Origin of the sequence: Streptomyces sp. NPDC088706, assembly GCF_044752765.1 — a bacterium.
In the GTDB taxonomy this organism is placed as follows: domain Bacteria; phylum Actinomycetota; class Actinomycetes; order Streptomycetales; family Streptomycetaceae; genus Streptomyces.
Window position 1 is genome coordinate 23,919 of the sequence record NZ_JBIVLW010000025.1, and the last position, 25,092, is coordinate 49,010.

Genomic DNA, 25,092 nt, shown 5'->3' on the forward strand with positions numbered 1-25,092 from the left:
TGCCCTGATGCCGCAGACCGCCGACGCGGAGACCTCATGAACGTACTGCTCGACAATTTCCCAGAGTTCCGCGACGGCTTCATAGGAACCGTGTCGATCACCGCCGTCAGCTCGGTTATCGCCCTGGCCCTCGGTGTCATGATCGCCGGATTCCGGGTCTCGCCGGTGCCGCCGCTGCGGTACTTCGGCACCGCCTGGGTGACGCTGATGCGCAACACCCCGCTGACGCTGCTCTTCCTGATCTTCTTCTTCGTCGTCCCGGAGATCCTCTTCCCGGGGATGAGCCCCTTCGTGCTCGGCTCGCTGGCCCTCGGTTTCTACACCTCGTCGTTCGTCTGCGAGGCGGTCCGATCCGGCATCAACACCGTGCCGCTGGGACAGGCCGAGGCGGCCCGCTCGATCGGCATGACCTTCGCCCAGACCCTGCGCGTCGTGGTACTCCCCCAGGCGACGAGGACCGTCATCCCGCCGCTGAGCAGCATCTTCATCGCGCTCACCAAGAACTCCGCGATCGCCGGCGCCTTCAGCGTCGCCGAACTCTTCGGCTGGCAGAAGCTGATGAGCGACCGCGGTTACGACATCGTCCCCGTCTTCATCTGGGTGGCCCTCGGCTACCTGGTGGTCACGTTTACCATCAGCGGCCTCTTCCGGCTGCTGGAGCGTCGCATGGAGGTCGCCCGATGAGCGCCAGCGTTCTCTACGACGCCCCGGGCCCCAAGGCCGTCGTCCGCAACCGGATCTACGCCGTCGTCGGCACCCTCGCCATCGCCGCGCTGATCGGCGTCAGCCTGGTGCGGCTCGCCGACAAGGGCCACCTGGCCCCCGAGATGTGGGACATCTTCAACTACTCGGGCATCCGGCAGAACATCGCCGACGCCCTCGTCGCCACCCTCAAGGCGTTCGCTCTGGCCGCGGTCGGCTCGCTCGTCCTCGGCGTACTGCTCGCGGTGGGACGCCTCTCCGACCACAAGCCGGTCCGCTGGGCGGCGACCACCTTCATCGAGCTGTTCCGCTCGCTCCCGCTGCTGATCACGATCTACGCCATCTGGGTCGGCCTCCTCACCGACTACTCGATGTGGGCGCTGGCGGCGGGCCTGTCCGTCTACAACGGCTGCGTCCAGGCCGAGGTGCTGCGCGCCGGCGTCAACGCCGTGCCCCGGGGCCAGAGCGAGGCCGCGTACGCGCTCGGCATGAGCAAGACCCAGGTCATGGTCACCGTGCTGATGCCGCAGGCCGTCCGGTCGATGCTGCCGACGATCATCAGCCAGCTCGTGGTGACCCTCAAGGACACCTCGCTCGGCTTCATCATCCTGTACCCGGAGCTGCTCCAGACCGCGCGTCTGATCGCCTCCAACACCCTGGTCAACGGCCAGTACCCGTACGTCTCGACGATCACCGTCATCGGCACGATCTACATCGCGCTGTGTCTGCTGCTCTCGTCGCTGGCGACCTGGATCGAGAAGCGCGGCCGCCGCGCCAAGACCGGTATCGCGGTGGCGCCGGCCGTCCAGGCCCCCGGAACCATCGACGCCACGGCCGGCACGTTCGGCCCGTCCTCCGAGGGCGCAGGGGGCGCAGGCACCGGAGCCGACGGTGCCGGTGGGGCCGGAGTGACGAAGGACTGACCTTCCGGGTCCTCATCCCGGCAGAAGCATTCGAGGCAGCGGCGCACGCGTCGCTGCCTCGGTCACTTGACGCAAGCACCCCCAGTGGGTTGCATACGTTCTGTGATCACGCACCCGGCTTCCACTGCCACGTTCCGCATGACCGTACGGGCCGGAGGACACACGCCGTGGACCCGGTGATCGTCGTCGGCGCCGGGCCGGTCGGTCTGACGCTGTCGCTGGCCCTCGCCGCCCAGGGCGTCCCGTGCGTGCTTCTGGACGAAGGGCCGGGCACGGAGGAAGTGCGTCTCGCCCGCACGGTCGTGCTGCGTGAGGACACCACCGACCTGGTGGAGCGTCTCGGCGCCGCCCGCCTGGAGACGGACGGGCTGCGGTGGAGCGGATGGCGCTCGATGCGCCGGAAGCAGCTGGTCCGTGACGTACCGCTGGGTGCGGGCCCCGAGCACGTCGGTGACGAGGACGCCCCGGCCCTCGCGGCCCCCCTCCACGTCCCGCAGCACGCGCTGGCGTCGGGCCTGCGCGCGGCCGTCGCGGCGGCGCCACTGGTGCGGCTCGTGGAGCTGAGCCGCGTCGACACCTTGGAGCAGGACCGCGACGGCGTCACGGTGCACACCAGGGGGCCCGGTTCCACCTGGTGGCGCGGCAGCTATCTGGTCGGCTGCGACGGCGCCCGGTCGACCGTGCGCAAGCTCCTGGACATCAGGTTCCCCGGTCGTACGGCGGTGGAGCGGCACGCCGTCGCCGCGCTGCGGGCCGACCTTCCCTGGCCGGGCGAGGCGGTGTTGCACCGGCAGCCGCCGTGGCGCACCGGGGGCGCCGAGGTCAGCGCGCGGCCGCTGCCGGACGGGGTCTGGCGGCTGGACTGGCTGCTCCCGCCGCGCGGCGAGCTGGTCACCCCGGAGGCCCTGATCACCCGCATCCGGGACACCCTGGCCGGCTGGTGCGGCGAGACCCCGCCGTACGAGCTGCTCGACACCGGCGTCCACACGCTCCACCACCGCCTTGCCCGGCGCTGGCGGGTGCGGCGGGCGTTCCTCGCGGGCGACGCGGCACATCTGCTGGGGGCGCTCGGCACCCAGGGCCTGGACGAGGGGATCCGGGACGCCGAGAACCTGGCGTGGAAGCTCGCCCACGCCTGGCATCACGGCGGCGCCGACCCGCTGCTCGACAGCTACCCGGCCGAACGCCGGGCCGCGGTGGCCGCCCGACTGCGCGCCGCGGACCAGTCCCTGCCGATACTGCGGGGCGGCGGGGGGCTGCGCACGCTGGTACCGGGGGCGGCCCGGGGCCACGACACCCTGCTCGCCGACGGCCACCTGGGCCGCGGAGCCCTCGGTGCGCCCCCTTCGTACTCGCACTCCCCCCTCGCACCACCGCACACCGAGGCGCACGCCGCGGTCGGTACGCCCCCCGGCGCGCCGGTCGCCGATGTACGGGTGACGGCACCGGACGGGACGGCGGTCCGGCTGCGCGAACGGCTCGGGCAGGGCCACCCGCTGGTGATCCTGGTGGCACCCGGCACCGGGGTGTGGGACCGGCGGCACTGGCTGACCGCCGGCATCATGCCGCGCCTCGTGGAGGCCGTGGAGGCGTTGCCGTCCACGGCGGAACTGCTGGTCACGGAGAGCTATCCGGGTGCGTCGGCCCACACCGTCCTGCTGGTGCGGCCCGACGGACATCTGGTGGCCGCCTTCGCCGGCGTACGGCCGGCGGAGCTGTTCGCCGCCGCGCGGGCGGCACTGGGCGGGTCGCCCGGGGCGGGGAGCGGCTCCGACTCCGGCCCCGCGGAGCGCGAGGACGGGGAGAGCGGCGCGGACGGACGAGGGGCGGCGCGCGCGCCGGGACCGCGCGACCGGGTCCACGCCGACCGGGCCGCCGGGATCAATTGACCGTCACGGGCGCACATGGTGTACTCCAGATCATGACCGACACCGACGTGCGCCTGTGGCGGAGGGTCCATATGGACCTCCTCCGTTACGCGGGCTGCGTGTGTCGCCCGTCCTGCTGAATCGCCTTCCTCCGCCTCGTCCGTGCCGCTCGCCGCACGGCCGGGGCCTCGCGCGAACTCTCAGGACGGTCCCTGTGTCTTCCCCCTCGCCCGCCGTACCCACGGCTGCCTCCGTACCCTCTCCCACCGCCCCGACGTCCCCTGCCATTTCTGTGCCGTCCGCTCCCGCCGTTTCCGCGCGGGTCGGCTCGGCCGCCTCGGCCCTCTCGGGCCCCACGGTCGCGGAGCTGCTCGACTTCGTGCGCCGCACCGCCGAGGACACGGCGCTCGTCGCCTCCCTCCCGCTCGATCCGGAGGGGCGCACCTGGGTCCGGCTCGACGGGCCGGGCGGCAGCGAGGCCTGGCTGATCGGCTGGCCGCCGGGGACCGGGACGGGCTGGCACGACCACGCCGACTCGGTCGGCGCCTTCACCACCGCGGCGGGCGCCCTCAAGGAGCACTCGCTGGCCGTACGGCTGCCCACCGACGGCTGGAAGACCCTGGAGCTGAACGACGGGGTGGACCGGTCCCGGGAGCTGGCGGCCGGTCAGGGCCGGGCCTTCGGGCAGAACCACGTGCACGAGGTCCTCAACGAGTCCGACAGCGTGCATGCCGTCTCCGTCCACGCGTACTACCCGCCGCTGCCACGGATCCGCCGGTTCAGCCGCACCGGCGCGGTGCTCCGGCTGGAGCAGACCGAGCGCCCGGAGGACTGGCAGTGAGCGGCGAGGACCGGGCCGGGGAGGCCGAGGGCGTGGCCGCTGCCGAACGCGTGGGCATCGACGAGCTGCTGGAGCGGGTCCGGGCCGGTTACGAGCGGATCGAACCGCACGAGGCTGCCGCGGCCGCCGAGGACGGGGCGCTGTTGGTGGACATCCGGTACGCGGCCCTCCGGGACCGGGACGGGCTGATCCCCGGCGCGCTGGTCGTGGAGCGGAACGAGCTGGAGTGGCGGCTCGATCCGCAGGGCAGCCACCGCGCCGCCGAGGCGGTGAGCCATGACCTTCCGGTGGTCGTCATCTGCAACGAGGGGTACGCGTCGAGCCTCGCCGTGGCGTCGCTGCGCCGGCTCGGGCTGCACCGGACCACCGACCTGATCGGCGGCTTCCAGGCCTGGCGCGCGGCAGGGCTCCCGGTGGCCCCGGCCTCCGACACCGACGCCGGCTCCGACGCCAGCACCGACGCCAGCACCGGTTCCGGCTCCGAGGACAGGGCCGAGAACAGCACCGACACCGGCGGCTGACGCCGGAGCGTTACGGGAGGGGGCGGCCACGGGCGTGACGTGGCCACCCCCTCCCGCACGTCTGGCCCACCTCTGAGCGGGACACACCCGCTCCAGGGTGGTAGGACACACCCGAACGCCGCATTCCGGTAGAGCCATCGCCGTGCGCGACCGACATTCGCCTCATACCGAGGACCGAAATGTACGGAGATGACGCACTCATGGCGACCCCTGTCCTCACTCCCGACCAGCTCGACGCCCAGGTCTCCCAGCTGCACGGCACACAGGCGTGGCAGGAGATCGTCTCGGGGTGGGAGTACACCGCCTCCGAGCCCGCGCTCCTCCCGACCGAGCGCCCGGAGCCGGCCCCCCACCGGCCCCCGTCACCCGCAGAGGCCCGCCCTGCCGACTGGCGGAGCCTGCTGTCCGTCCCGGTCGAGCAGCTCATCGACGACTCGCTGCGGGCACTGCCGACACCGTCTCCGCCCGAACGCCCGCTTCCCGGCCGGCTGGGTGCGGTACTGCCCGACCGCGTCCACGCCTGGCGGCGGGTCGGCCAGGGAGATCTGAGGCCCTCCGTCCACCTCGGCTACGCACGGCAGATCCTGGCCGAGTGGGGCTGGCAGAACACCCCGTACCGGCTGCGCAACGCCCGTGGCGCCCGGTGCGTCTGCGGCGCACTGCTCACCGCCCACCGACTCGGCTACGGCTCCCTGACCACGGTGGACCGGGCCGGCGCCTGGCTGATCACCGAGCTCCGCTCCCAGGGGTGGCCCGGGCTGATCGGCCCGTGGAACCGCGTGCCCGGCCGTACCGCCGCGGACGCGCTGGCCCTCATCGACGGAGCCGCCCGCCGCGCCTCTCTGGCCGGACACTGACGACGGCGCCCTGCCGCTCTCCCCCCGTCCCCGAGTCCGTCCCCCGGGTCCCCTTCCACGAGGTGGCCTCTCCTCAGAAGGGCTTGCCTCTGGTCAGAAGGGCTCGTCCAGGCCTTCCGTGTCCTCGCCCTCCTCCTTGAGCGCCTGGCGCACCACCCGCAGGGCCATGCCCTCCCCGTACCCCTTGCGGGCGAGCATCCCCGCCAGGCGGCGCAGCCGCTTGTCACGGTCCAGGCCACGGGTGGAGCGGAGCTTGCGGGCCACCAGCTCCCGGGCCGTCTCCTCCTCCTGGTCGGGGTCGAGCCGATCGACCGCTTCGTCGATCACGGACGGGTCGACGCCCTTCGTCCGCAGCTCGCGGACGAGGGCCCGGCGTGCGAGCCCCCGGCCGTGGTGCCGGGACTCCACCCACGCTCCGGCGAAGGCCGCGTCGTCGATCAGCCCGACGTCCTCGAAGCGGGAGAGGACCTCCTCGGCGGCCTCGTCCGGGATCTCCCGCTTGCGCAGGGCGTCCGCGAGCTGCTTGCGCGTTCTCGGTGTCCCGGTGAGCAGTCGCAGACAGATGTTGCGCGCCTGCTCGACCGGGTCGCGCGGCTCCCTCTTCTCCCGCTCCCCCTTCTCCCGCCGGCCCTTGTCCCGCTGGTCAGGCGGCTCCCCCTGCTCGGCCCTCGACGAGGAAGGGGAGCCGCTGCTCCTGGTGCCGGAGCGGGCACGGCGGCCCGCCCCTTCGCCGAACCCGGTGCCGGGCTCCGCGGGGCCCCCCGGCCACTCCGTACGACGTGTCACGGCCTAGCTCTTGGCCGCCGCGGTCTTGGCGGGCTTCGCCTTGGTGGCCGCGGCGGTCACCGGCTTCGCCGCACCGTCCGCCGCCGCCCCCGCGGTCGCCGCTCCCTCTGCGGCCGGCTCGGCGGACTCGGCCTCCGGCCGGACACCGACCCCCAGCTTCTCCAGGATCTTCTTCTCGATCTCGTTGGCGAGGTCGGGGTTGTCCTTGAGGAAGTTGCGGGCGTTCTCCTTGCCCTGGCCGAGCTGGTCGCCCTCGTACGTGTACCAGGCGCCGGCCTTGCGGACGAAGCCGTGCTCCACGCCCATGTCGATCAGCCCGCCCTCGCGGCTGATGCCCTGGCCGTAGAGGATGTCGAACTCGGCCTGCTTGAACGGCGGCGCGACCTTGTTCTTGACGACCTTGACGCGGGTGCGGTTACCGACCGCGTCGGTCCCGTCCTTCAGCGTCTCGATACGCCGGATGTCGAGGCGCACCGAGGCGTAGAACTTCAGCGCCCGGCCACCGGTCGTGGTCTCCGGCGAACCGAACATCACACCGATCTTCTCGCGGAGCTGGTTGATGAAGATCGCCGTGGTCTTGGACTGGTTGAGCGCGCTGGTGATCTTGCGGAGGGCCTGGCTCATCAGACGGGCCTGGAGACCCACGTGCGAGTCACCCATCTCGCCCTCGATCTCCGCACGCGGCACCAGGGCCGCGACGGAGTCGATGACGATCAGGTCGAGGGCGCCGGATCGGACCAGCATGTCGACGATCTCGAGCGCCTGCTCACCGTTGTCCGGCTGGGACAGGATGAGGTTGTCGATGTCGACGCCGAGCTTCTTGGCGTATTCGGGGTCGAGGGCGTGCTCGGCGTCGATGAACGCCACCGAGCCGCCGAGCTTCTGCGCGTTCGCCACGGCGTGCAGCGTCAGCGTCGTCTTACCGGAGGACTCCGGTCCGTACACCTCCACCACGCGGCCGCGCGGCAGACCGCCGACGCCGAGCGCGACGTCGAGGGCGGTCGATCCCGTGGGGATGACCTCGATGGGCTCGTTCGGCCGCTCGCCGAGCCGCATCACCGCGCCCTTGCCGAACTGTCGTTCAATCTGTGCGAGAGCGGCGTCCAACGCCTTCTCGCGGTCGGTTCCTGCCATGGGTTCCACCCGATTTGCTTGAGTCGATCGCTTCACGTCAAAGACGCTAACCCCTGCCACTGACAATGGGCCTCGTCGTCCTCCCGGCCTGTGGACAACTCCACGGTCGGGCCCGGAAAAACCCGGCCGAAATCCATGAGAATGGATGTTCGATTTCGGTGTCAAGCGCACCACGCGGGGTCCGGCGGGCCGGACGGGCGGGGCCCGGCGGCCGGAACGGTTGGGTACCCCCACGCATTGTTCGACCTGCCCCCAGGGCTCGATTCTTCCTGAGGCGGCGGTGGCTCCACCCCTCGTACATCTGCCGGCCCCCCCAAGTTCGGCATCCGCCGTACGAGGCCGACGTCCCATCGTCCGGAGCCCCCGCCGCGCCCCTTCCTTCGCCTGTGCCCGGTGTTCGCCGTGCACGGCCTCCCGCCGGACCCGAGCCGGTCCGGCCGACCCCTCAGGAGGAATCGCATGGTGTCTCAAGCTGCGGTGTGGCGTGTCGCCGCTGCCGCGTGTGCCGTCGGCGCACTGATCGCCGGCGCCGGTACGGCCGGGGCGGCACCCACGCCTCCGCCCGGCGAAGGCCGCATCCTGGGCGCCGACCGCGCCGGTGCGGTGCCGGGCTCCTACATCGTCACCTTCGAGGACTCGGTGGCGCGGGCGGATGTCGACAAGGCGGCGAGGTCCCTCGCCGGCCGGCACGGCGGCAAGGTCGGCCACACCTACACCGCCGCGCTGCGCGGCTTCTCCGTGCAGGTGGACGAGGAACAGGCCCGGCGGCTGGCCGCCGACCCCTCCGTGGCCCGGGTGGAGGCCGACGGAGTCGCGTACGCCCTGGGCACCCAGAACGACCCGACCTGGGGCCTGGACCGCATCGACCAGCGTGATCTGCCGGGCGACCGGAAGTTCACGTACCCCGACACGGCCTCCGACGTGACCGCCTACGTGCTCGACACCGGGATACGCACCTCGCACCGGGAGTTCGGCGGCCGGGCGGTCAACGGCTACGACTTCATAGACAACGATGCCGTCGCCCAGGACTGCAACGGGCACGGCACGCATGTGGCGGGCACGGTCGGCGGCGCGACGTACGGCGTCGCCAAGGCCGTGAAGCTCGTAGGCGTACGGGTCCTGAACTGCCAGGGTTCCTCCGGCTCCACCTGGGCCCCGGTGCTGGCCGGCATCGACTGGGTGACCAAGAACGCGGTCAAGCCGGCGGTCGCCAACATGAGCATCGGCGGCGGGCGGACCGCCTCGGTCGACGACGCGCTGGCCAAGTCGATCGCCTCCGGCGTCACCTATGTCGTCGCCGCCGGCAACGACGGGGCCAACGCCTGCAACACCTCCCCGGCGGCCGTGCCGAGCGCGGTGACGGTCGGCGCCACCGACAGCCGTGACGCCCGGTCGATCTGGCCCAGCGGAAAGTCCTCCAACCACGGCACCTGCCTGGACCTGTTCGGCCCGGGCTCCGACATCGTCTCCGCCTCCCACCTCAACGACACCGGCTCCCGCTCCGACGGCGGCACCTCCATGGCCTCCCCGCACGTGGCGGGCGCAGCGGCCCTGCTGCTCTCCGCCAACCCCTCCTGGACGCCCAAGCAGGTCCACGACCGGCTGATCGCCGACGCCACCCCGAACAAGGTCACCGACGCCAAGACCGGTTCGCCCAACCGACTGCTGTACGTCCCGAACGACGGCACCACGCCTCCGCCCACCGGCAAGACCTTCGAGAACACCACCGGCTACCCGATCCGCGACAACGCGACCGCCGAGTCCCCGATCACCGTGAGCGGCATCACGGGCAACGCGCCCGCGACGCTGTCCGTCACGGTCGACATCCGGCACACCTTCCGCGGTGACCTGCGGGTCGACCTCGTCGCCCCCGACGGCGGTGTCTTCCGGCTCAAGGACCACAACGCCGACGACAGTGCCGACGACGTACGCGGGACCTTCACCGTGAACGCCGCCGCCAAGCCCGCCGACGGGACCTGGAAGCTGCGGGTGAGCGACAACTGGGTCAACGACACCGGCACGCTGAACTCCTGGTCGCTGCGGTTCTGACCGATCCCCTTCCCGCAGCACCCACCGGACCGCCGGTGATCCACGTCCCGAACCCTGGTGGATCCCGGCGCACCCGGCCGGTGAGGCCTCTCCGCGCACTCACCGCCGGACGGGGGGCGTCTGCGGCGTCCGCACACGCGCCGCAGACGTCTCCCCCCTTTCCACCATCGCCGCGAAAGGCCATCATTCGCGGAGATCCGTCATTCGATGGAGATCCGTCAGGCGCGGAGATCCGTCATTCGGCGGCGATCCGTCATGCGCGACGAGCCATCAGCAGCCGGCGGGCGGCCCGGCCGAACCGACCCGGCCGCCCCCGCCCGCCATGCCCCTGCTGCCCACGGGTGCGGAAGGAAGCCGTGAACGCCGACCCGCCGACCTCCGCTCCGGGCATCCTTGTCGGACGCTCCGCGCTCCTGGACGACCTCCGCGCGGAACTCGACCGCCGGCCCGCCGTCGTGGTGATCACCGGTGAGGCAGGGGTGGGAAAGAGCCGGCTGGTCCGCGAACTCCTCACCCGGACCCCGCCGTCGGGCACCGTGAGGCTGGTCGCCCGTTGCCAGGAGTCGGACGCCTCCTTCCCGTTCGCACCGCTCATCGGGGCACTGAGCCCCTGCCGGCCCCGCCCGGCGGACCTGCCACCGGTGACCGGCGCTCTGCGCGGGCTGTTGCCCGACCTCGCGGACCTCCTGCCGCCCGTACCCCCTCCCGCGGACGATCCGCGCACCGCATCCCACCGCGTTCTCCGGGGCCTGTGTGCGCTGACAGCGTCCCTGGGGAGCGTGGTTCTGGCCGTGGAGGACCTCCAGTGGGCCGACGAGTCCACCCGCGCCTTCCTCCGTACGGTCGTCTCCGATCCTCCGGCGCAGCTGGGACTCGTACTCACCGCGCGCAGCCACGCAGGAGCGGAGGGAAGCGGCGAGTTCCCCTTCCCGCTGCGCCCACCGGCCCATGTCGCGCTGGCCGAACGGCACCTCCTGCCGCTGTCCGTGGCGGAGACCGGTGCGCTGGCCGCCGGCCTGCTCGGCGCGCGGGCGGTGCCGGAGGAGTTCGCCGACCGTCTGCACCGGTGGACGGGGGGCCTTCCTTATGTGATCGAGGAGGTGCTGCGGGGCTGGCCCGGCCCCACGGCGTGCTCCGCGGGGGCAGCGGGGGTGCCGGAGCCGCCCCTGCCCGCGTCCGTACGCCGTGGGGTGGTGGAGCGGTTGCGTCACCTTCCTGTGGACGCGCGGCGGGTGGTCACAGCGGCAGCGGTTGTCGGCGACCCCGCGCCCGTACACCTGCTGGGAGCGGTCGCGGGGCTGGACGAGCGGGAGACCCGCGGTGCGCTCGCCGCGGCACTGGAAGAAGGCGTCGTGCGGGCGGCGGGCGGTAGGTACGTCTTCCCTCACGATCTGGCGCGCCGGGCCGCGTACGAGGCGGTCGCCGAACCGGAACGGCCCGTACTGCACCTGCGTGCCGCCCGCGCCCTCGCCCGGCACACCAGCCCCCTCCCGCTGGTGCGGATCGCCGAACACCACCGTCTCGCCGGCCGCCCTACGGAGGCGGTGCGGTGCCTGGAGGCGGCGGCGGACCGGTCCGCCCGAAGCGGGGACGCCGGTACGGCCACGGCCCACTACCTGGACGCCCTGCGCGGCGGCCCCTCGGCCGTCGTGCGCGACCGGATCGCCCTGAAGCTGGCCCGCGTCGCACTGAACGCCCGGCCCGGCCCCCAGGTACCCACCGCCCTGCGGCAGGTGCTCGACCAACGCTCGCTCGGGCCCGGGCCGAGCGGCGAGATCCGGTTGCTGCTGGGCCTGTTGCTGCGCAACCAGTCGGGCTCCGGGCTGGAGGCGCTGGAGGAGATAGCGCGGGCCGTTCCCGATCTCCTCGCCGTGTCGACGGGGCAGGCCGCACGGGCGCTGGCGATCATCGCCATCCCCTCCCTCAAGGGCTGGCCGGTCGGCGAGCACCGGCGCCTGCTGGCCGAGGCGGAGCGGCTGCTGCCCCAGGTCGACGAGGAGGACCTGCGTTCGACCGTGCTGGCCAACCGCGCCACCGCCCTGGCCCTGATGGGTGACCCTTCGGCGTGGGAGGCGGTGGCCGATCTGCCCGTCGCCCTCAGCGGCGAGGCGGCGGCCCGGGTGTACGCCAACCTGGCGGGCGCCGCGACCGCCCTGGGCCACCTGGAGCGGGCCCGCGCCTTCCAGGCCCGTGCGTGGCAGGCGCTCGGGACGAACCGCGCTCCGTATCTCGAAGCGTTCGTCGAGACCACGGACATGCTCGCCGCGTTCACGGGCGGGCGGTGGGCGGGTCTGGAGGAGCGGGCCGAACGCGCCGAGGGACAGTACCGGGACGTGCCCGACTTCCACGCGGAGGCCCTCCTCGTCTGCGGGCTGCTGCGCTTGCACACCAAGGGGCAGACGGATGTGGCGCGTCGCCTTCTGGGCCAGGCCGTGCACACGACCGCGCTGGACACCGGCATCGTGCTGACCTCCGCCGCGGCCGCCGTGGTACGGGTCCATCTCGCCGCCGACCGCCCCGCGCGGGCCGTCCAGGCGATGGAAGGAGCCCTGCACCACGTCCGCCGTACCGGTGCGTGGGTGTGGGCGACGGCCCTCGCGCCGCCGGCCGTGCAGGCGCTGATCCGGGACGACCGGGCCGAGGAGGCCCACCGCCTCGTCGCGGAGCTGGCGGAGGGTATCGCCGACCGGGACGCGCCGGCCGCCCGGGCCGCCCTGCTGACCTGCCGGGCGCTGCTCACCGCCACGAACGGCCCCCAGGCCGGGGCCGGGGCCGAGGGGTCCGACGCCCTGTACGCGGCCGCGGCTGACGCCTGGACGGCCCTGGAACGGCCCTACGAGGCCGCGTACGTCAAGGAGGCGTGGGGGCTCCGGCTGCTGGCCGCCGGGGAGGCGGGCGGGCGCACCGTGCTGCACGAGGCGATCGCGGCCTACCAGGACATCGACGCCGTATGGGATGTGCTGCGGTGTCAGCGCGGGCTACGGGACCACGGACAGGTCACCGTCCGCAGACCCGGCGCCCTGGGGTACGGCGACCATCTCTCACCCCGGGAGCGGGCCGTGGCCCGGCTGGCCGCCCTCGGCCTCTCGAACCGGGAGATCGCGCGCGAGCTGGTCCTCTCGCACCGGACGGTCGAGCACCACGTGGCGCGGGCCCTGCGGAAGCTGGGGGTGTCGTCCCGGACCGAGATCGGCTCGCTGCTCGGACTCTGAGGAACCGCGTGTCCCTGTTCTCCGACCCGGAACGACGGGGAACGACGCGAGGCCCCTGTCGGGCGTTTGCGGTGTCGTAGAGGGTCAGACCCGGAGGTGGCGCGCTGGAACGGGCAGTCGCTCTCCCGCGGGCAGCTCGTCGGTGCCCGGCCTCCGACGTGGGCCCCGGGCGGGGCTCAGCCGCCCGTCCGGCCGGGCCCGCCCGGCGCTCGGCGTATCCGTGAGAGCACCGGTCCCCCGCGCCGCGGGCGGTGGCCGCCGTGCACCCGGGGGTCGTCGGTGACGTCGTACCGCTTCACATAGGCCCCCAGGAACGCCTGGAGGGTGGCGATGGCGGGGATGGCGACCAGTGCACCGACGGCCCCCAGCAGGGCCGTTCCGGCGATCACCGAACCGAACGCGACCGCCGGGTGGATGTCGACGGTCTTCGCGGTCAGCTTGGGCTGGAGGACGTAGTTCTCGAACTGCTGATAGACGACGACGAATCCGAGCACCCACAGCGCGTACCAGGGGTTGACCGTGAAGGCGATCAGCATCGGCAGAGCGCCCGCCAGGTACGTACCGATGGTGGGGATGAACTGCGAGACGAGCCCCACCCAGACCGCGAGCGCCGGAGCGTAGGGCACGCCGAGGACGACGAGCAGGATGTAGTGGGAGACGCCGGAGATCAGTGCCATGAGGCCGCGCGAGTAGATGTAGCCGCCGGTCTTGTCGACCGCGATCTCCCAGGCGCGCAGCACCTCGGTCTGCCGGGCGGGCGGCAGTACGGAGCAGAGCGCGCGGCGCAGCCGGGGGCCGTCGGCCGCGAAGTAGAACGAGAACAGGAAGATCGTCAGCAGTCGGAACAGCCCGCCGAGGACCGTGGTGGAGACGTCGAGCACTCCGGTGGCGCTGTTCTGGACGTACTTCTGAAGCCAGTCGGAGTGCAACAGGCTGTCCTGGACCTCGACCCGCGAGAGCTCGGTGCGGAAGGTCTGGTTGACCCAGTTGATCACCGAGTCGATGTACTGGGGGAAGTCGTCGACCATGTCGACGATCTGGCCGGCCAGCATCGATCCGAGCAGGACGACGAAACCGGCGCTGAAGATCATCAGGCCGATGAAGACGAGGAACGTGGCCATCCCCCGGCGCATTCCGCGCGCCGACATCCGTCCCACCGCCGGCTCGATGGCGAGCGCGAGGAAGAACGCGATCAGTACGTTGGTCAGCAACCCGATGACCTGGTGGAACGCCCAGCTGCCGAGCTGGAAGCAGGCATAGAGCGCCAGGGCCAGCACCATCGCTCGCGGCAGCCAGCCCGGCATACGGGCGGGACCCGGGCCGGACGGCGGTGCGGGAGGCTCGGCGGGCGCGGCGGGCGGGGCGGTGGGCGGCTGGGCCGGAACGGTCTCGTCTGTCGATGACACGGGACAAGTCTCGCCTACGCCACCGACAGCCCCTCCCCCGGACGGACGCAGGCGGGGGTCAGCGCTTGTCGGCGGGGACGTCCATGGACGCGCAGACCGCGCGCCAGACGTCCTTCGCGTCCCAGCCGGCGTCCAGTGCCTGGTGCACCGTACGGCCGCCGAGTTCGGCCATCACATGGTCACGGGCGAAGGAGTCCGCGTACCCGGCACCGAAGTGGTCCGCCATCCGCTCCCAGAAAATCGTCAACCGCATGCCACCAGTATCGCGCTCCTGAGAGTGCAGCATGTCCACCAGGCATGTGCCTCGACCCCTCTCCCCCTACGGTCGGTCCATGGCTGAAACTGGAGCACACCCCCTGGTCCACGCCGAGCGATTCATCTGGCTCACGGCCCGCGTCCTCGAACAGCGAAGGTTCGCCCACCGCTTCCTGGACGGCGACCCGGAGCCGGTGGAGACGGCGCTCGCCGCGTACCGCAACAAGGACGGCGGCTACGCCCACGGGCTGGAACCCGACCTCCGCGGTCCGGTCAGCCAGCCGCTGCACACCGCACACGCGCTCACCGTCCTCGACTCGATCGGCCGTTGCGGTGGACTGCCCGTGGAGCAGATCTGTCGCTATCTGAGCGACGTGTCGACCAGAGAGGGCGCGTTACCCGCGCTGCTTCCCACGCAGCACGGATATCCCGCGGCCCCGTTCGTCCCGATCGTGGACGAACCCCCGGCCGAACTGCTCGCGACCGGTCCGATCGTGGGGCTGCTGCACCGCAACGAGGTGTGGCACGCCTGGCTGTTCCGGGCGACGGACTTCTGCTGGAACGCCGTGGACGCCCTGGAGCAGTCGCACCCGTACGAGATCGAGGCGGCGATCGCCTTCCTGGACGGGGCACCGGACCGGGCCCGCGCGCAGCGGGCGGCGGACCGGCTCGGCCGGCTGGTGCGCGGGCAGCGGCTGGTGGTGCTGGATCCGTCCCGGCGGGCGGAGTATCCGGTGGCGCCGGGCTACGCGCCGGGCGAGCACCACTTCCCGCACGACTACGCCCGTACGCCGACGTCGCTGGCCCGCCGCTGGTTCACCGACGAGGAGCTGGAGCGCTCGCTGGACCACTTGGCTGCCGAGCAGCAGGAGGACGGCGGCTGGCCGGTGAACTGGCGGCGGTGGGCGCCGAGCGCCGCTCTGGAGGGCCGGTCCCTTGTGACGCTCAGGGCCCTGGAGACGCTGCGGGCCTACGGCCGTCCGCCGGGCTGACCGGGCCCTCCCGCCCGTTGCGACCGACCGCGAGCCGACCGCGCCCCTCGCTCAGCACCCCTCGCTCAGCCCAGTGCGCGGACGCCCGCCGTGACCAGCACGGCCGCGCCGACGACCACCAGGAAGGGTGCGCGCAGGACCAGCGCGAGCGCTGCGGCGGTGAGTCCGGCGGCCCGGGCGTCGAGGACGAGCTGCTGCCCGTCGCCGAAGGTCTGCTGAGCGGTCAGAGCGGCCAGCAGCGCCACGGGCAGCAGGGTCGCCATCCGCCGTACGAGCGGTCGCTCCAGCACTCCGGCGGGGACCAGCAGGCCCGCGTACTTGGCGAGGTAGCAGCCCGCCGCGGTCAGTCCGACGGCCATCCATACGTTCACGAGTCCCGCCCGCCCTTCGTCGTCGTCGGCTGCGTCGTGGTGCCGTCCTCCGTGCCCGGCCCCCGCTTGCGCCGCCCCATCAGGAAGAGGACGAGGGGCGCCGCGAGTGCGGACAGCAGGACCGGTACGCCGGCCGGCAGGACGGGCAGCAGCGTCAGGGCCAGCAGCACCGCGAGACCCGCGGTGACGCGTTCGGTGGTGGTCTTGAGCATCGGTGCCAGCAGTGCGAGGAAGACGGCGGGACTGGCGGCGTCCAGGCCCCAGGCCTCGGTGTCGCCCAGCGCCTCGGCCCCCATCGCACCCCCCAGGGTGGTGAGGTTCCACAGCACGTAGAGGGTGAGCCCGGTGACCGTGAAGCCGAGGCGCGCGGCCCGCCGGGTGGGCTGGGCCACCGTGACCGCGGTCGTCTCGTCGATCACCCAGTGGGCGGCGAAGGGACGCACCGCTCGGGGAAGGGCGAGCAGCTGGGAGAGCCGCAGGCCGTAGAAGGCGTTGCGGACGCCCAGGAAGAACGCTCCCGCCGCCGCGGTGTACGGGTTGCCGCCCGCGGCCAGCGCACCGACCAGGGCGAACTGCGAGGCGCCGGTGAAGACGAAGAGGCTCAGGGCGCAGATCTGGAGCAGGCTGAGTCCGGAGCCGGCGGCGGTGACGCCGAAGGCGAAGCCGGAGAGCCCGACGGCGATACCGACGCCGAGTGCGTCCCGGACGACGGCCGAGTCGGGTCTGTCCGGTCGGGCGTCCGGCGCCGCCGGGCCGGGCGGACCGGCGGATATGGCACCGGCCCGGCCGGTGCTCTCTGGGGGTGCTGTCTGTTCTGCCACGTGCCGCACCTTACGGGGGGCTACAGGGCCCGGTCTTGTACGTTCTCGCGCCCCCGCGTCGTCCTTGGGTGGACGCCTGCGGGACACGGCATCCCTGGAGCGCGCCGCGCTCGTGCCGGTACGCGCCACACTCGCGCCGGTACGCGCCGGGCGGCACCCCCACGATCCGGGTGAAGTGCCGGTTGAGGTGGGGCTGGTCCGTGAAGCCGACGGCGGCCGCGGCATCGGCGGAGGCGGTGCCCGCGTCGAGCAGACGGCGGGCCCGCCGCACCCGGGCGGGCGGTGTGCGGCACCTCGGGGTTGATCATCACGACGGTCCCGGGGACCATGTGCACCGTGCCGCCGGGCAGCCCCACGTCCTCGACCCCGCGGGTGACCGCGCCGAACACGTACCCCTCGTGGCTGTGCCGGGGGAAGGTGCGGCGGACGTACCGGGCGCGCAGGAGATCGAGGTCGGGCAACTCGGCGTACGTCCAGTGCCGTGCCCACTCCTTCGCCCGACCCGCTCCCGCCATGGCCATGTTCTCGCAGGTCCCAGCCGTGCGGCGGAGGGTGCAGGGGTGGCTCCGGGCGGTGTCGAGGGCCCGTTGTCAGTGGCGGGGTGCACGATGGGGGACATGACCGGCTCCGCTCTCGATGGTTTCTCGCCCGCGACCCGCAGCTGGTTCGCGGGCGCCTTCAGCGCGCCCACCCCCGCGCAGGAAGGAGCCTGGCGGGCCATCGGCGAGGGCAGCGACGTGCTGGTGGTCGCGCCGACCGGTTCCGGCAAGACCCTGGCCGCGTTCCTCGCCTCGCTGGACCGGCTGGCCGCCGGGCCGCCGCCCGCCGAGGCCAAGAAGCGCTGCCGTGTGCTGTACGTGTCCCCGCTCAAGGCGCTGGCGGTCGACGTGGAGCGGAATCTGCGCTCCCCGCTGACCGGCATCCGCCAGGAGTCGGTGCGCCTCGGCCTGCCCGAGCCGGAGGTGCGGGTGGGCATCCGGTCCGGTGACACCCCGCCCGCCGAGCGGCGCTCGATGGTGACCCGGCCGCCGGACATCCTGATCACCACGCCCGAGTCGCTGTTCCTGATGCTGACGTCCTCCGCCCGGGACGCGCTAGCGGGCGTCGAGACGGTGATCCTCGACGAGGTGCACGCGGTCGCCGGTACGAAACGTGGCGCCCATCTCGCCCTGTCCCTGGAGCGGCTGGACGAGCTGCTGCCCCGGCCCGCCCGGCGGATCGGGCTCTCCGCTACGGTCCGGCCGGTCGGGGAGGTGGCCCGGTTCCTGTCGCCGCAGCGCAAGGTGGAGATCGTCCAGCCGCCGTCCACGAAGGAGTTCGACCTCTCGGTGGTCGTCCCCGTGGAGGATCTGGGCGAGCTGGGGGGTTCGCCGGCCACCGACGGGGACGCCGCCCAGGCGGAGAAGCCCTCGATCTGGCCGCATGTCGAGGAGCGCATCGCCGACCTCGTCCAGTCGCATCGCTCCACCATCGTCTTCGCCAACTCCCGCCGGCTGGCGGAGCGCCTGTGCAACCGGCTCAACGAGATCGCGTACGAGCGGGCCACCGGCACCGCCTTCGACCCGGACAACCCCGCCCCCGACCTGCCGGAGGCGCACGCCCCGGCGGAGGTCATGGCCCAGTCCGGCGCGGGCCGGGGCGCCCCCGCCCTGCTGGCCCGTGCCCACCACGGTTCGGTCTCCAAGGAGCAGCGGGCCCAGGTGGAGGAGGACCTCAAGGCGGGCAGGCTGCCCGCGGTGGTGGCCACCTCCAGCCTGGAGCTCGGCATCGACATGGGCGCGGTCGACCTGGTCATCCAGGTCGAGTCCCCGCCCTCCGTCGCCTCCGGTCTCCAACGGGTGGGCCGGGCCGGGCACCAGGTGGGCGCGGTCTCCACCGGAGTGGTCTTCCCGAAGTACCGCGGCGACCTGGTGCAGGCCGCCGTCGTCACCGAGCGGATGCGCGAAGGGGCCATCGAGGCGCTGCGCATCCCGTCCAACCCGCTGGACGTCCTCGCCCAGCAGCTCGTCGCCATGGTCGCCCTGGACAGCTGGCAGGCGGACGACCTGCTGGCCCTGGTCCGCCGGGCCGCCCCCTTCGCCTCGCTCCCCGAGTCGGCGTTCACAGCCGTCCTCGACATGCTGGCCGGCCGCTATCCCTCCGACGCCTTCGCCGAGCTGCGCCCCCGGGTCGTGTGGGACCGGGTCGGCGGTACGGTCACAGGTCGCCCGGGCGCGCAGCGGCTCGCCGTCACCTCGGGCGGCACCATCCCGGACCGCGGCCTCTTCGGGGTCTTCCTGGCCGGCGCGGACCCGAAGAAGGGCGGCGGGCGGGTCGGTGAGCTGGACGAGGAGATGGTCTACGAGTCGCGGGTCGGCGACGTCTTCACCCTGGGCACCACGTCCTGGCGGATCGAGGACATCACCCGGGACCGGGTCCTCGTCTCCCCCGCCCCCGGCGTTCCGGGCCGGCTGCCGTTCTGGAAGGGCGACCAGCTGGGCCGCCCCCTGGAGCTGGGCCGCGCCCTGGGGGCGTTCCTCCGCGAGATCGGCGGGCTCTCCGAGGAGGACGCCCGGCTGCGGCTGCTCGCCGCCGGGCTCGACGCCTGGGCAGCGGACAACATCCTGGCCTATCTGGACGAGCAGCGCCGGGCCTGCGGCCACGTCCCGGACGACCGGACGATCCTGGTCGAGCGGTTCCGCGACGAGCTGGGCGACTGGCGGGTCGTCGTGCACTCCCCCTTCGGCGCCCAGGTGCACGCCCCCTGGGCGCTCGCCCTCTCCGCCCGCCTCGGCGAGCGGTACGGGATGGACGCCCAGGTCATGCACGCCGACGACGGCATCGTGCTGCGGCTCCCCGACGCGGACATGATGGGCCTCGACCTCTTCGACTTCGACGCCCCGCCCCCGGGGGACGCGGAGAGCGACGGACCGGCACCGGGAGCCTTCTCCTACGACAGCGAGCAGCCCCCGGTCGGCGCCACCGACGTCGTCTTCGACCAGGGCGAGGTGCAGCAGATCGTCACCGACCAGGTCGGTGGCTCGGCGCTGTTCGCCGCCCGCTTCCGTGAATGCGCCGCCCGCGCCCTGCTGCTGCCCCGGCGCTCCCCCGGCAAGCGCACCCCGCTCTGGCAGCAGCGCCAGCGCGCGTCCCAGCTGCTCCAGGTGGCCTCCGAGTTCGGCTCGTTCCCGATCGTCCTCGAAGCCGTCCGCGAGTGCCTCCAGGACGTGTTCGACGTCCCTGGACTCACCGAACTGATGGGTGACCTGGAGGCGCGCCGGGTCCGGCTGGTCGAGGTCACCACGCAGGAGCCCTCGCCGTTCGCCCGCTCCCTCCTCTTCGGTTACGTCGCCCAGTTCCTGTACGAGGGCGACTCACCGCTGGCCGAGCGGCGGGCCGCCGCACTCTCCCTGGACTCCCATCTCCTGGCCGAGCTGCTGGGCCAGGCGGAGCTGCGCGAGCTGCTCGACCCCGAGGTCTTGACCGAGCTGGAGCAGGAGCTCCAGTGGCTCACCGAGGACCGGCGGATCAAGGACGTCGAAGGGGTCGCGGATCTGCTGCGCATGCTCGGTCCGCTGACCGACGCCGAGCTGGCCGAGCGGGGGGCCGAGTCCTCGTGGGCGCCGGAGCTGGCGTCGTCCCGCCGGGCGATCCAGGTCCGGATCGCCGGGGCCGACCACTGGGCGGCGATCGAGGACGCGGGAAGGCTGCGCGACGCCCTGGGCACCGCGCTCCCGGTCGGTGTGCCCGAGGCGTTCACCGAGCCGGTGAAGGACCCCCTCGGCGACCTCCTCGCCCGCTTCGCCCGGACCCACGGTCCGTTCACCGCCGCCCAGGCCGCCGAGCGGTTCGGGCTGGGCACCGCCGTCACGGACGGCGCGCTGCAACGGCTCGCCGCCTCCGGGCGGACCGTCCAGGGCGAGTTCCACCCGGCGGGCATCGGTCAGGAGTGGTGCGACGCCACGGTGCTGCGCCGACTGCGCCGGCGTTCGCTGGCCGCGCTCCGCCAGGAGCTGGAGCCGGTGGAGCCCGCCGCGCTCGCCTCCTTCCTCCCCCAGTGGCAGCACTTCGGTTCGAACGGTCTGCGCGGCATCGACGGGCTGGCCCGCGCCGTCGAACAGCTCCAGGGAGCCCCCGTTCCCGCCTCCGCCCTGGAGAAGCTGATCCTGCCGAGCCGGGTCATGGGCTACACCCCGGGGATGCTCGACGAGCTGACGACGACGGGCGAGGTGATCTGGGCCGGTGCGGGGGCGCTGCCCGGCAAGGACGGCTGGCTCTCGCTCCACCCCGCCGACAGCGCGCCCCTGCTCCTGCCCGCCCCGCACCCGCTGGAGCTGTCGGCGCTGCACGAGTCCCTGCTCACCACCCTGTCCGGTGGATACGGCCTGTTCTTCCGGCAGATCGCCGACCAGGTCCGGGCCACCACCCACCCGGACTGCTCCGACCAGCAGCTCGCCGACGCCCTGTGGGAGCTGGCCTGGTCCGGCCGGCTCACCAACGACACCCTCGCCCCGCTGCGCTCGCTCCTGGGCTCCGGGCGGACCGCGGGCTCCACCGCCCATCGCGCCCGGCGCAACGTCCCGCGCGGGCGGTACGGATCCCTCACCGCGGCCGCCCGGCCCGCCTCCCGCACCGGCCCCCCGACGGTCTCGGGCCGCTGGTCCCTGCTGCCCCCGCGCGAGCCGGAGCCGACCCACCGCGCGCACGCCCTGGCCCGAACCCTGCTGGACCGGCACGGTGTGGTGACCCGTGGCGCGGTGCAGGCCGAAGGGGTGGAGGGCGGGTTCTCCGCGACGTACCGCATCCTGGCCGCTTTCGAGGACAGCGGGCAGGCGAGGCGAGGCTATGTGGTCGAGGGGCTGGGGGCCGCCCAGTTCGCGATGGACGGGGCGGTGGACCGGCTGCGGGCGGCCGCCACGGCCCGCGACCGCCGGGACCCGGGCACCGCGCCCCAGGCCCTGGTGCTCGCCGCCGCCGACCCGGCCAACGCGTACGGGGCCGCCCTGCCGTGGCCGGAGTCCCCGGACGGCGCCGGGCACAAGCCGGGCCGCAAGGCGGGGGCGCTGGTGGTCCTGGTCGACGGCGAGCTCACGCTCTACATGGAGCGCGGCGGCAAGTCCCTGCTCGCCTGGCCCACCGACCCCGAGTCCCCCGCCCTGCTGGCGGCGGCCGAGGCCTTGGCCGCGTCCGCCCGCGCCGGTGCGCTCGGCACCGTGACGGTGGAGCGGACGAACGGGGTCTCCTCCCTCACCTCGCCGCTGGGCCGGACCCTGGAGGCGGCCGGATTCCTCGCCACTCCGAAGGGGCTGCGTCTGAGGGCCTGAGCGGTCCGGCCCCCGGCAGACCCGCCCTCGATGCCACCGCCGAAGCGTTCCCGCCCCCGACCGCGCCCCACCGAGGCGTCCGCGCAGCCATCATGGAGGTATGCCCGAAGGAGACACCGTCCTGCAGACCGCCGCCCGGTTGCACGCAGCACTGGCGGGACGGGTCCTGACCCACGCCGATCTGCGCGTTCCCCGGTTCGCCACCACCGACCTGAGCGGCCACGCGGTCCTTGACGTCACCGCACGCGGCAAGCACCTGCTGACCCGCCTAGAGGGCGGGCTGACCCTGCACAGCCATCTCCGCATGGACGGCGCCTGGCGGGTGTACGCACCGGGTGAGCGCTGGCGCGGCGGCCCGGGGCACCAGATCCGCGCCGTTCTGACCAACGCCGACCACACCGCCGTCGGCTACCGCCTCCCCGTACTCGAACTGCTGCGCACCAGCGAGGAGAGCAAGGCCGTGGGCCACCTCGGGCCGGATCTGCTGGGTCCGGACTGGGACGCCGACCTCGCCGTGGAGCGGCTGCTCGCCGCACCGGACCGTCCCCTCGGTGACGCGCTCCTGGATCAGCGCAACCTCGCGGGTATCGGCAATGTCTACAAATGCGAGCTGTGCTTCCTGGCCCGCGTCACCCCCTGGCTCCCCGTGGGCGCCCTCTCCGAGGGGACCCTCCCCCGACTGGTCGCCCTGGCCCACCGGCTCCTCGACGTCAACCGGCACCGCCCCACCCGCACCACGACCATCCGCGCCGAGCGCCGCCCCCGCCCGGACACCCCGGCCCCCACCGAGCCCACACCCCCCAAACGGCCACTTCCGCCGCTGCGGGTGCAAGAACCCCTGTACGTGTACGGCCGGGCCCGCCGCCCCTGTCTGCGCTGCTCCACCCCGATCCGGAAGATCGACCAGGACGACCGGCCCACCTATTGGTGCCCGGGCTGCCAATCAGGCCCTACCCCTTAGCGGGTGTCCGGCGCCGAAGGGCGGCCGGCACAAAAGCCGCCACAGTAATTGACGGCCCGTCAGACACCGCCGTACGGTCCCCTTCATGCCCCTCTCCGCGTACGACCTCACGGGCCGCGCCGCGTTCGTCACCGGTGCTGCGAGCGGTATCGGCCGGGCGAGCGCGGTCCTGCTCGCCGAGGCCGGAGCCACGGTCCACTGCGCCGACCGCGACGAGAGGGGCCTACGCGGAACGTACGAGCTGATCACGAGCGCGGGCGGCACGGCCCGCACCCACCCGCTCGACGTCACCGACCGAGAACGGGTCCGTGCGGCCGTCCGGGCGGCGGGAGAGCTCGACATCCTGGTCGCCGTGGCCGGGATCATGCACACCAGCAGCGTCCTGGAGACGGAGGACGACGACCTCGACCGGGTGCTGGCGGTCAATTTCAAAGGGGTGCTGTACGCCTGCCAGGAGGTGGCCCGCTCCATGATCGCCCGCTCCGCGCCCGGTTCGCTGATCACCATGGCGTCCGGTGCCGTGGACTCCGCGAGTGCGGGCCTGCTCTGCTACAGCACGGCGAAGGCGGCCGTGGTCCAGCTCACCGAGACGCTCGCCACCGAGCTGGGCCGACACGCCATACGGGTGAACGCGGTCGCACCGGGCTGGATCCGTACGCCGATGACCGACCGGCATGGAGTTGAGGGGCAGCGGCGGGCGGAGGCGACGATGGCGCGGCTCTCCCCCCTGGGCCGGGTCGGCGAGCCCGAGGAGGTCGCCCACACCGTGCTGCACCTGGCCTCCGACGCGTCGGCCTTCACCACCGGCCAGATCCTCCGCCCGAACGGCGGCGTCGCCATGCCCTGGTGAGTCGGGCCGCCAGGCGCCCGGATCCGGCCCGTGCAGCCCGCTCAGTCGGCCCTGCCCGTTCGGCAGGCTCCTCCGCACCCCCCGGGACCGCCGGCGCCACATGAACCGGCAGCAGGCTCAGCCCCCAGCCGCCCGCCGCCACCGCGCCCTCAACCACACCTGCCTGCTCCGGCTGGAGCACCAGCCTCAGCACCGCCCACCACCACAGCCCGCCGAGGACCAGCGCCGGCACCCATCGCCGTCCCATGGCTGCCCTCCTGCGGCCGACGTCTTTCGGGCAGTTTCCCCTGGCAGGGGCGCCGCTGCATCCAGAAGCCCGGACCTGAACGACCCTGGAGGCCGGCCCGAAGACCAACCGAGGGCCCGGCCCGGAGGCACACCCGAACGTCCCGTCGGCGCGGCACACACCCCTGAGCACCCCGAGTGCCCCCGCCGGTCATCGGCGGGGGCACTCGGGGTGCTCAGGCATCCGGAGGAATCCGGTGCTCAGGGCGGGCAGCGGCGCGAGGCGCTACTTGTCGTTGTCGTTGCGCAGCGAGTCCGTGACGCCCTTGGCGCGGTCACCGGCCTCGTCGACCTTGTCCTTGGCCGTGGCCTTGGTCTGGTCCGCCTTGCCCTCGGACTCCTTGCGGTGGTCGCCGGTCAGCTTGCCGACGGCCTCCTTGCCCTTGCCCTTGAGCTTGTCCATGGCGTTGTCACCAGTCACGATGTCGGTTCCTTCCGCTCAGGCACTTTCGGCCTGGAACATCCAGGCGTGCTTCTCGAGATCTGCCGTCAGTGAGATCAGGATGTCCTGCGTGACGGGGTCCGGCGCGTCGGTCACCTCGATGCGTTCCCGCATCCGGCCGATGACCACGCCCAAGGCGTCCACGAGCGCCTTCACGGCGTCGGTGTCCTTGATCCAGCCGTCGGGGACGGGCCGGATGGCGGTCTCCTTGGCAACGGATGCCGAGCGCCCGTCCGGGTTGACCCCGATCGCGGAGGCACGCTCGGCGACCGTGTCGGAGTGCTGTCGGGCCGTGACGACCACATCGTCGAGCTGGAGGTGCACGGACCGGAATCGCGGGCCGACCACGTTCCAGTGGATCTGCTTCGCCACGAGGGAGAGGTCGACCAGATCGACCAGCGCGCCTTGCAGCGCTTCTCCGACGAGCTTGAGATCGCTCTCGGACAGCGGACTCTTTACCACAGACATGCACAAACTCCCATCCGTCAGGCGTACTGCTGACTGTCGTCAGGC

At 73.0% G+C, this 25,092-nt stretch carries 22 protein-coding genes and 1 pseudogene; 13 read left to right on the top strand and 10 right to left on the bottom strand.

The features are described 5' to 3' along the window. The first annotated feature begins 36 nt into the window (after positions 1-36). The 7 genes from ACIQAK_RS31520 to ACIQAK_RS31550 all read left to right on the top strand — a co-directional run bounded on the left by ACIQAK_RS31520 (position 37) and on the right by ACIQAK_RS31550 (position 5,712). Positions 37-684 (top strand): amino acid ABC transporter permease, encoded by a 648-nt coding sequence (locus ACIQAK_RS31520; protein ID WP_366392506.1) that lies wholly within the window; start codon positions 37-39, stop codon positions 682-684. Further along, on the top strand, positions 681-1,625 hold the full coding sequence (locus ACIQAK_RS31525) for an amino acid ABC transporter permease (protein ID WP_366392505.1): 945 nt from the start codon (positions 681-683) through the stop codon (positions 1,623-1,625). Before ACIQAK_RS31520 ends, ACIQAK_RS31525 begins: the two co-directional genes overlap by 4 nt. A gap of 167 nt (positions 1,626-1,792) precedes the next feature. Further along, a complete protein-coding gene (locus tag ACIQAK_RS31530; RefSeq protein WP_366392504.1) occupies positions 1,793-3,514 on the top strand; it encodes an FAD-dependent monooxygenase in 1,722 nt (573 codons plus the stop codon). Between the two features lie 32 nt (positions 3,515-3,546). Next, positions 3,547-3,633 (top strand): putative leader peptide, encoded by an 87-nt coding sequence (locus tag ACIQAK_RS31535; protein WP_311307652.1) that lies wholly within the window; start codon positions 3,547-3,549, stop codon positions 3,631-3,633. A 74-nt stretch (positions 3,634-3,707) separates the two neighbouring features. Beyond that, positions 3,708-4,334 (top strand): cysteine dioxygenase, encoded by a 627-nt coding sequence (locus ACIQAK_RS31540; RefSeq protein WP_366392503.1) that lies wholly within the window; start codon positions 3,708-3,710, stop codon positions 4,332-4,334. Continuing rightward, positions 4,325-4,855, top strand: a complete 531-nt coding sequence (locus tag ACIQAK_RS31545) for a rhodanese-like domain-containing protein (RefSeq protein ID WP_401849557.1) — start codon at positions 4,325-4,327, stop codon at positions 4,853-4,855. The genes ACIQAK_RS31540 and ACIQAK_RS31545 overlap by 10 nt, the downstream gene beginning before the upstream one ends. Before the next feature lie 200 nt (positions 4,856-5,055). Continuing rightward, on the top strand, positions 5,056-5,712 hold the full coding sequence (locus ACIQAK_RS31550; RefSeq protein WP_366392501.1) for a hypothetical protein: 657 nt from the start codon (positions 5,056-5,058) through the stop codon (positions 5,710-5,712). 93 nt (positions 5,713-5,805) lie between these two features. Here ACIQAK_RS31550 and recX read toward each other — a convergent pair whose 3' ends face one another. Beyond that, positions 5,806-6,498, bottom strand: a complete 693-nt coding sequence (gene recX, locus ACIQAK_RS31555) for a recombination regulator RecX (protein WP_366392500.1) — start codon at positions 6,496-6,498, stop codon at positions 5,806-5,808. Positions 6,499-6,501: 3 nt separating this feature from the next. Continuing rightward, positions 6,502-7,632: a recombinase RecA gene (gene recA / locus ACIQAK_RS31560; protein WP_366392499.1), complete on the bottom strand. Its 1,131-nt coding sequence runs from the start codon at positions 7,630-7,632 to the stop codon at positions 6,502-6,504. Positions 7,633-8,091: 459 nt separating this feature from the next. On the opposite strand from recA, the gene ACIQAK_RS31565 reads away from it, so the two are divergent. Both ACIQAK_RS31565 and ACIQAK_RS31570 read left to right on the top strand, forming a co-directional pair. Continuing rightward, positions 8,092-9,681 carry a S8 family peptidase gene (locus ACIQAK_RS31565; RefSeq protein WP_366392498.1) on the top strand — a complete coding sequence of 530 codons (1,590 nt, stop codon included), beginning with the start codon at positions 8,092-8,094 and terminating at the stop codon, positions 9,679-9,681. 356 nt (positions 9,682-10,037) lie between these two features. Then, a complete protein-coding gene (locus ACIQAK_RS31570; protein ID WP_366392497.1) occupies positions 10,038-12,893 on the top strand; it encodes an AAA family ATPase in 2,856 nt (951 codons plus the stop codon). 176 nt (positions 12,894-13,069) lie between these two features. Here ACIQAK_RS31570 and ACIQAK_RS31575 read toward each other — a convergent pair whose 3' ends face one another. Further along, a complete protein-coding gene (locus ACIQAK_RS31575) occupies positions 13,070-14,197 on the bottom strand; it encodes an AI-2E family transporter (protein ID WP_366392523.1) in 1,128 nt (375 codons plus the stop codon). A gap of 160 nt (positions 14,198-14,357) precedes the next feature. Beyond that, positions 14,358-14,552 carry a DUF3046 domain-containing protein gene (locus tag ACIQAK_RS31580; RefSeq protein ID WP_366392496.1) on the bottom strand — a complete coding sequence of 65 codons (195 nt, stop codon included), beginning with the start codon at positions 14,550-14,552 and terminating at the stop codon, positions 14,358-14,360. A 79-nt stretch (positions 14,553-14,631) separates the two neighbouring features. Here ACIQAK_RS31580 and ACIQAK_RS31585 point away from each other — a divergent pair, with 79 nt between their 5' ends. After that, a complete protein-coding gene (locus ACIQAK_RS31585) occupies positions 14,632-15,546 on the top strand; it encodes a hypothetical protein (protein ID WP_366392495.1) in 915 nt (304 codons plus the stop codon). Positions 15,547-15,611: 65 nt separating this feature from the next. Here ACIQAK_RS31585 and ACIQAK_RS31590 read toward each other — a convergent pair whose 3' ends face one another. From ACIQAK_RS31590 to ACIQAK_RS31600, 3 genes and pseudogenes are all read right to left on the bottom strand, one after another. Further along, a complete protein-coding gene (locus tag ACIQAK_RS31590; protein WP_366392494.1) occupies positions 15,612-15,917 on the bottom strand; it encodes an AzlD domain-containing protein in 306 nt (101 codons plus the stop codon). Then, complete coding sequence (locus ACIQAK_RS31595) at positions 15,914-16,738, bottom strand: AzlC family ABC transporter permease (protein ID WP_366392493.1); 825 nt, start codon at positions 16,736-16,738, stop codon at positions 15,914-15,916. The genes ACIQAK_RS31590 and ACIQAK_RS31595 overlap by 4 nt, the downstream gene beginning before the upstream one ends. A 106-nt stretch (positions 16,739-16,844) precedes the next feature. Then, positions 16,845-17,253, bottom strand: a pseudogene (locus tag ACIQAK_RS31600) (AraC family ligand binding domain-containing protein); the annotation flags it as partial. A 102-nt stretch (positions 17,254-17,355) separates the two neighbouring features. Here ACIQAK_RS31600 and ACIQAK_RS31605 point away from each other — a divergent pair. The 3 genes from ACIQAK_RS31605 (at position 17,356) to ACIQAK_RS31615 (ending at position 23,852) form a co-directional block, all read left to right on the top strand. Then, the gene (locus tag ACIQAK_RS31605; RefSeq protein WP_366392492.1) at positions 17,356-22,041 is read left to right on the top strand and encodes a DEAD/DEAH box helicase; all 4,686 of its coding nucleotides are present in this window, start codon (positions 17,356-17,358) and stop codon (positions 22,039-22,041) included. A gap of 100 nt (positions 22,042-22,141) precedes the next feature. Next, positions 22,142-23,002, top strand: coding sequence for a DNA-formamidopyrimidine glycosylase family protein (locus ACIQAK_RS31610; protein WP_366392491.1), 861 nt, complete (start codon positions 22,142-22,144; stop codon positions 23,000-23,002). 85 nt (positions 23,003-23,087) lie between these two features. Beyond that, entirely contained in the window at positions 23,088-23,852 is a 765-nt protein-coding gene (locus ACIQAK_RS31615; RefSeq protein WP_366392490.1) for an SDR family NAD(P)-dependent oxidoreductase, read from the top strand. On the opposite strand, the gene ACIQAK_RS31620 is transcribed toward ACIQAK_RS31615, so the two are convergent. The 3 genes from ACIQAK_RS31620 to ACIQAK_RS31630 form a co-directional block, all read right to left on the bottom strand. Next, the gene (locus ACIQAK_RS31620) at positions 23,800-24,099 is read right to left on the bottom strand and encodes a hypothetical protein (RefSeq protein WP_366392489.1); all 300 of its coding nucleotides are present in this window, start codon (positions 24,097-24,099) and stop codon (positions 23,800-23,802) included. The genes ACIQAK_RS31615 and ACIQAK_RS31620 overlap by 53 nt on opposite strands. 264 nt (positions 24,100-24,363) lie before the next feature. Then, on the bottom strand, positions 24,364-24,540 hold the full coding sequence (locus tag ACIQAK_RS31625; RefSeq protein WP_356749259.1) for a CsbD family protein: 177 nt from the start codon (positions 24,538-24,540) through the stop codon (positions 24,364-24,366). 36 nt (positions 24,541-24,576) lie between these two features. After that, positions 24,577-25,047, bottom strand: coding sequence for a DNA starvation/stationary phase protection protein (locus ACIQAK_RS31630; RefSeq protein WP_366392488.1), 471 nt, complete (start codon positions 25,045-25,047; stop codon positions 24,577-24,579). Positions 25,048-25,092: the final 45 nt, after the last annotated feature.

Bases quoted from the DNA above. Each gene is read 5' to 3' on its own strand.
- ACIQAK_RS31520 (WP_366392506.1), top strand. From the start codon at position 37: ATGAACGTACTGCTCGACAATTTCCCAGAGTTCCGCGACGGCTTCATA.
- ACIQAK_RS31525 (WP_366392505.1), top strand. From the start codon at position 681: ATGAGCGCCAGCGTTCTCTACGACGCCCCGGGCCCCAAGGCCGTCGTC.
- ACIQAK_RS31535 (WP_311307652.1), top strand. From the start codon at position 3,547: ATGACCGACACCGACGTGCGCCTGTGGCGGAGGGTCCATATGGACCTC.
- ACIQAK_RS31550 (WP_366392501.1), top strand. From the start codon at position 5,056: ATGGCGACCCCTGTCCTCACTCCCGACCAGCTCGACGCCCAGGTCTCC.
- recA (WP_366392499.1), bottom strand. From the start codon at position 7,632: ATGGCAGGAACCGACCGCGAGAAGGCGTTGGACGCCGCTCTCGCACAG.
- ACIQAK_RS31565 (WP_366392498.1), top strand. From the start codon at position 8,092: ATGGTGTCTCAAGCTGCGGTGTGGCGTGTCGCCGCTGCCGCGTGTGCC.
- ACIQAK_RS31575 (WP_366392523.1), bottom strand. From the start codon at position 14,197: ATGCCGGGCTGGCTGCCGCGAGCGATGGTGCTGGCCCTGGCGCTCTAT.
- ACIQAK_RS31580 (WP_366392496.1), bottom strand. From the start codon at position 14,552: ATGCGGTTGACGATTTTCTGGGAGCGGATGGCGGACCACTTCGGTGCC.
- ACIQAK_RS31585 (WP_366392495.1), top strand. From the start codon at position 14,632: ATGGCTGAAACTGGAGCACACCCCCTGGTCCACGCCGAGCGATTCATC.
- ACIQAK_RS31605 (WP_366392492.1), top strand. From the start codon at position 17,356: ATGACCGGCTCCGCTCTCGATGGTTTCTCGCCCGCGACCCGCAGCTGG.
- ACIQAK_RS31610 (WP_366392491.1), top strand. From the start codon at position 22,142: ATGCCCGAAGGAGACACCGTCCTGCAGACCGCCGCCCGGTTGCACGCA.
- ACIQAK_RS31615 (WP_366392490.1), top strand. From the start codon at position 23,088: ATGCCCCTCTCCGCGTACGACCTCACGGGCCGCGCCGCGTTCGTCACC.
- ACIQAK_RS31620 (WP_366392489.1), bottom strand. From the start codon at position 24,099: ATGGGACGGCGATGGGTGCCGGCGCTGGTCCTCGGCGGGCTGTGGTGG.
- ACIQAK_RS31625 (WP_356749259.1), bottom strand. From the start codon at position 24,540: ATGGACAAGCTCAAGGGCAAGGGCAAGGAGGCCGTCGGCAAGCTGACC.
- ACIQAK_RS31630 (WP_366392488.1), bottom strand. From the start codon at position 25,047: ATGTCTGTGGTAAAGAGTCCGCTGTCCGAGAGCGATCTCAAGCTCGTC.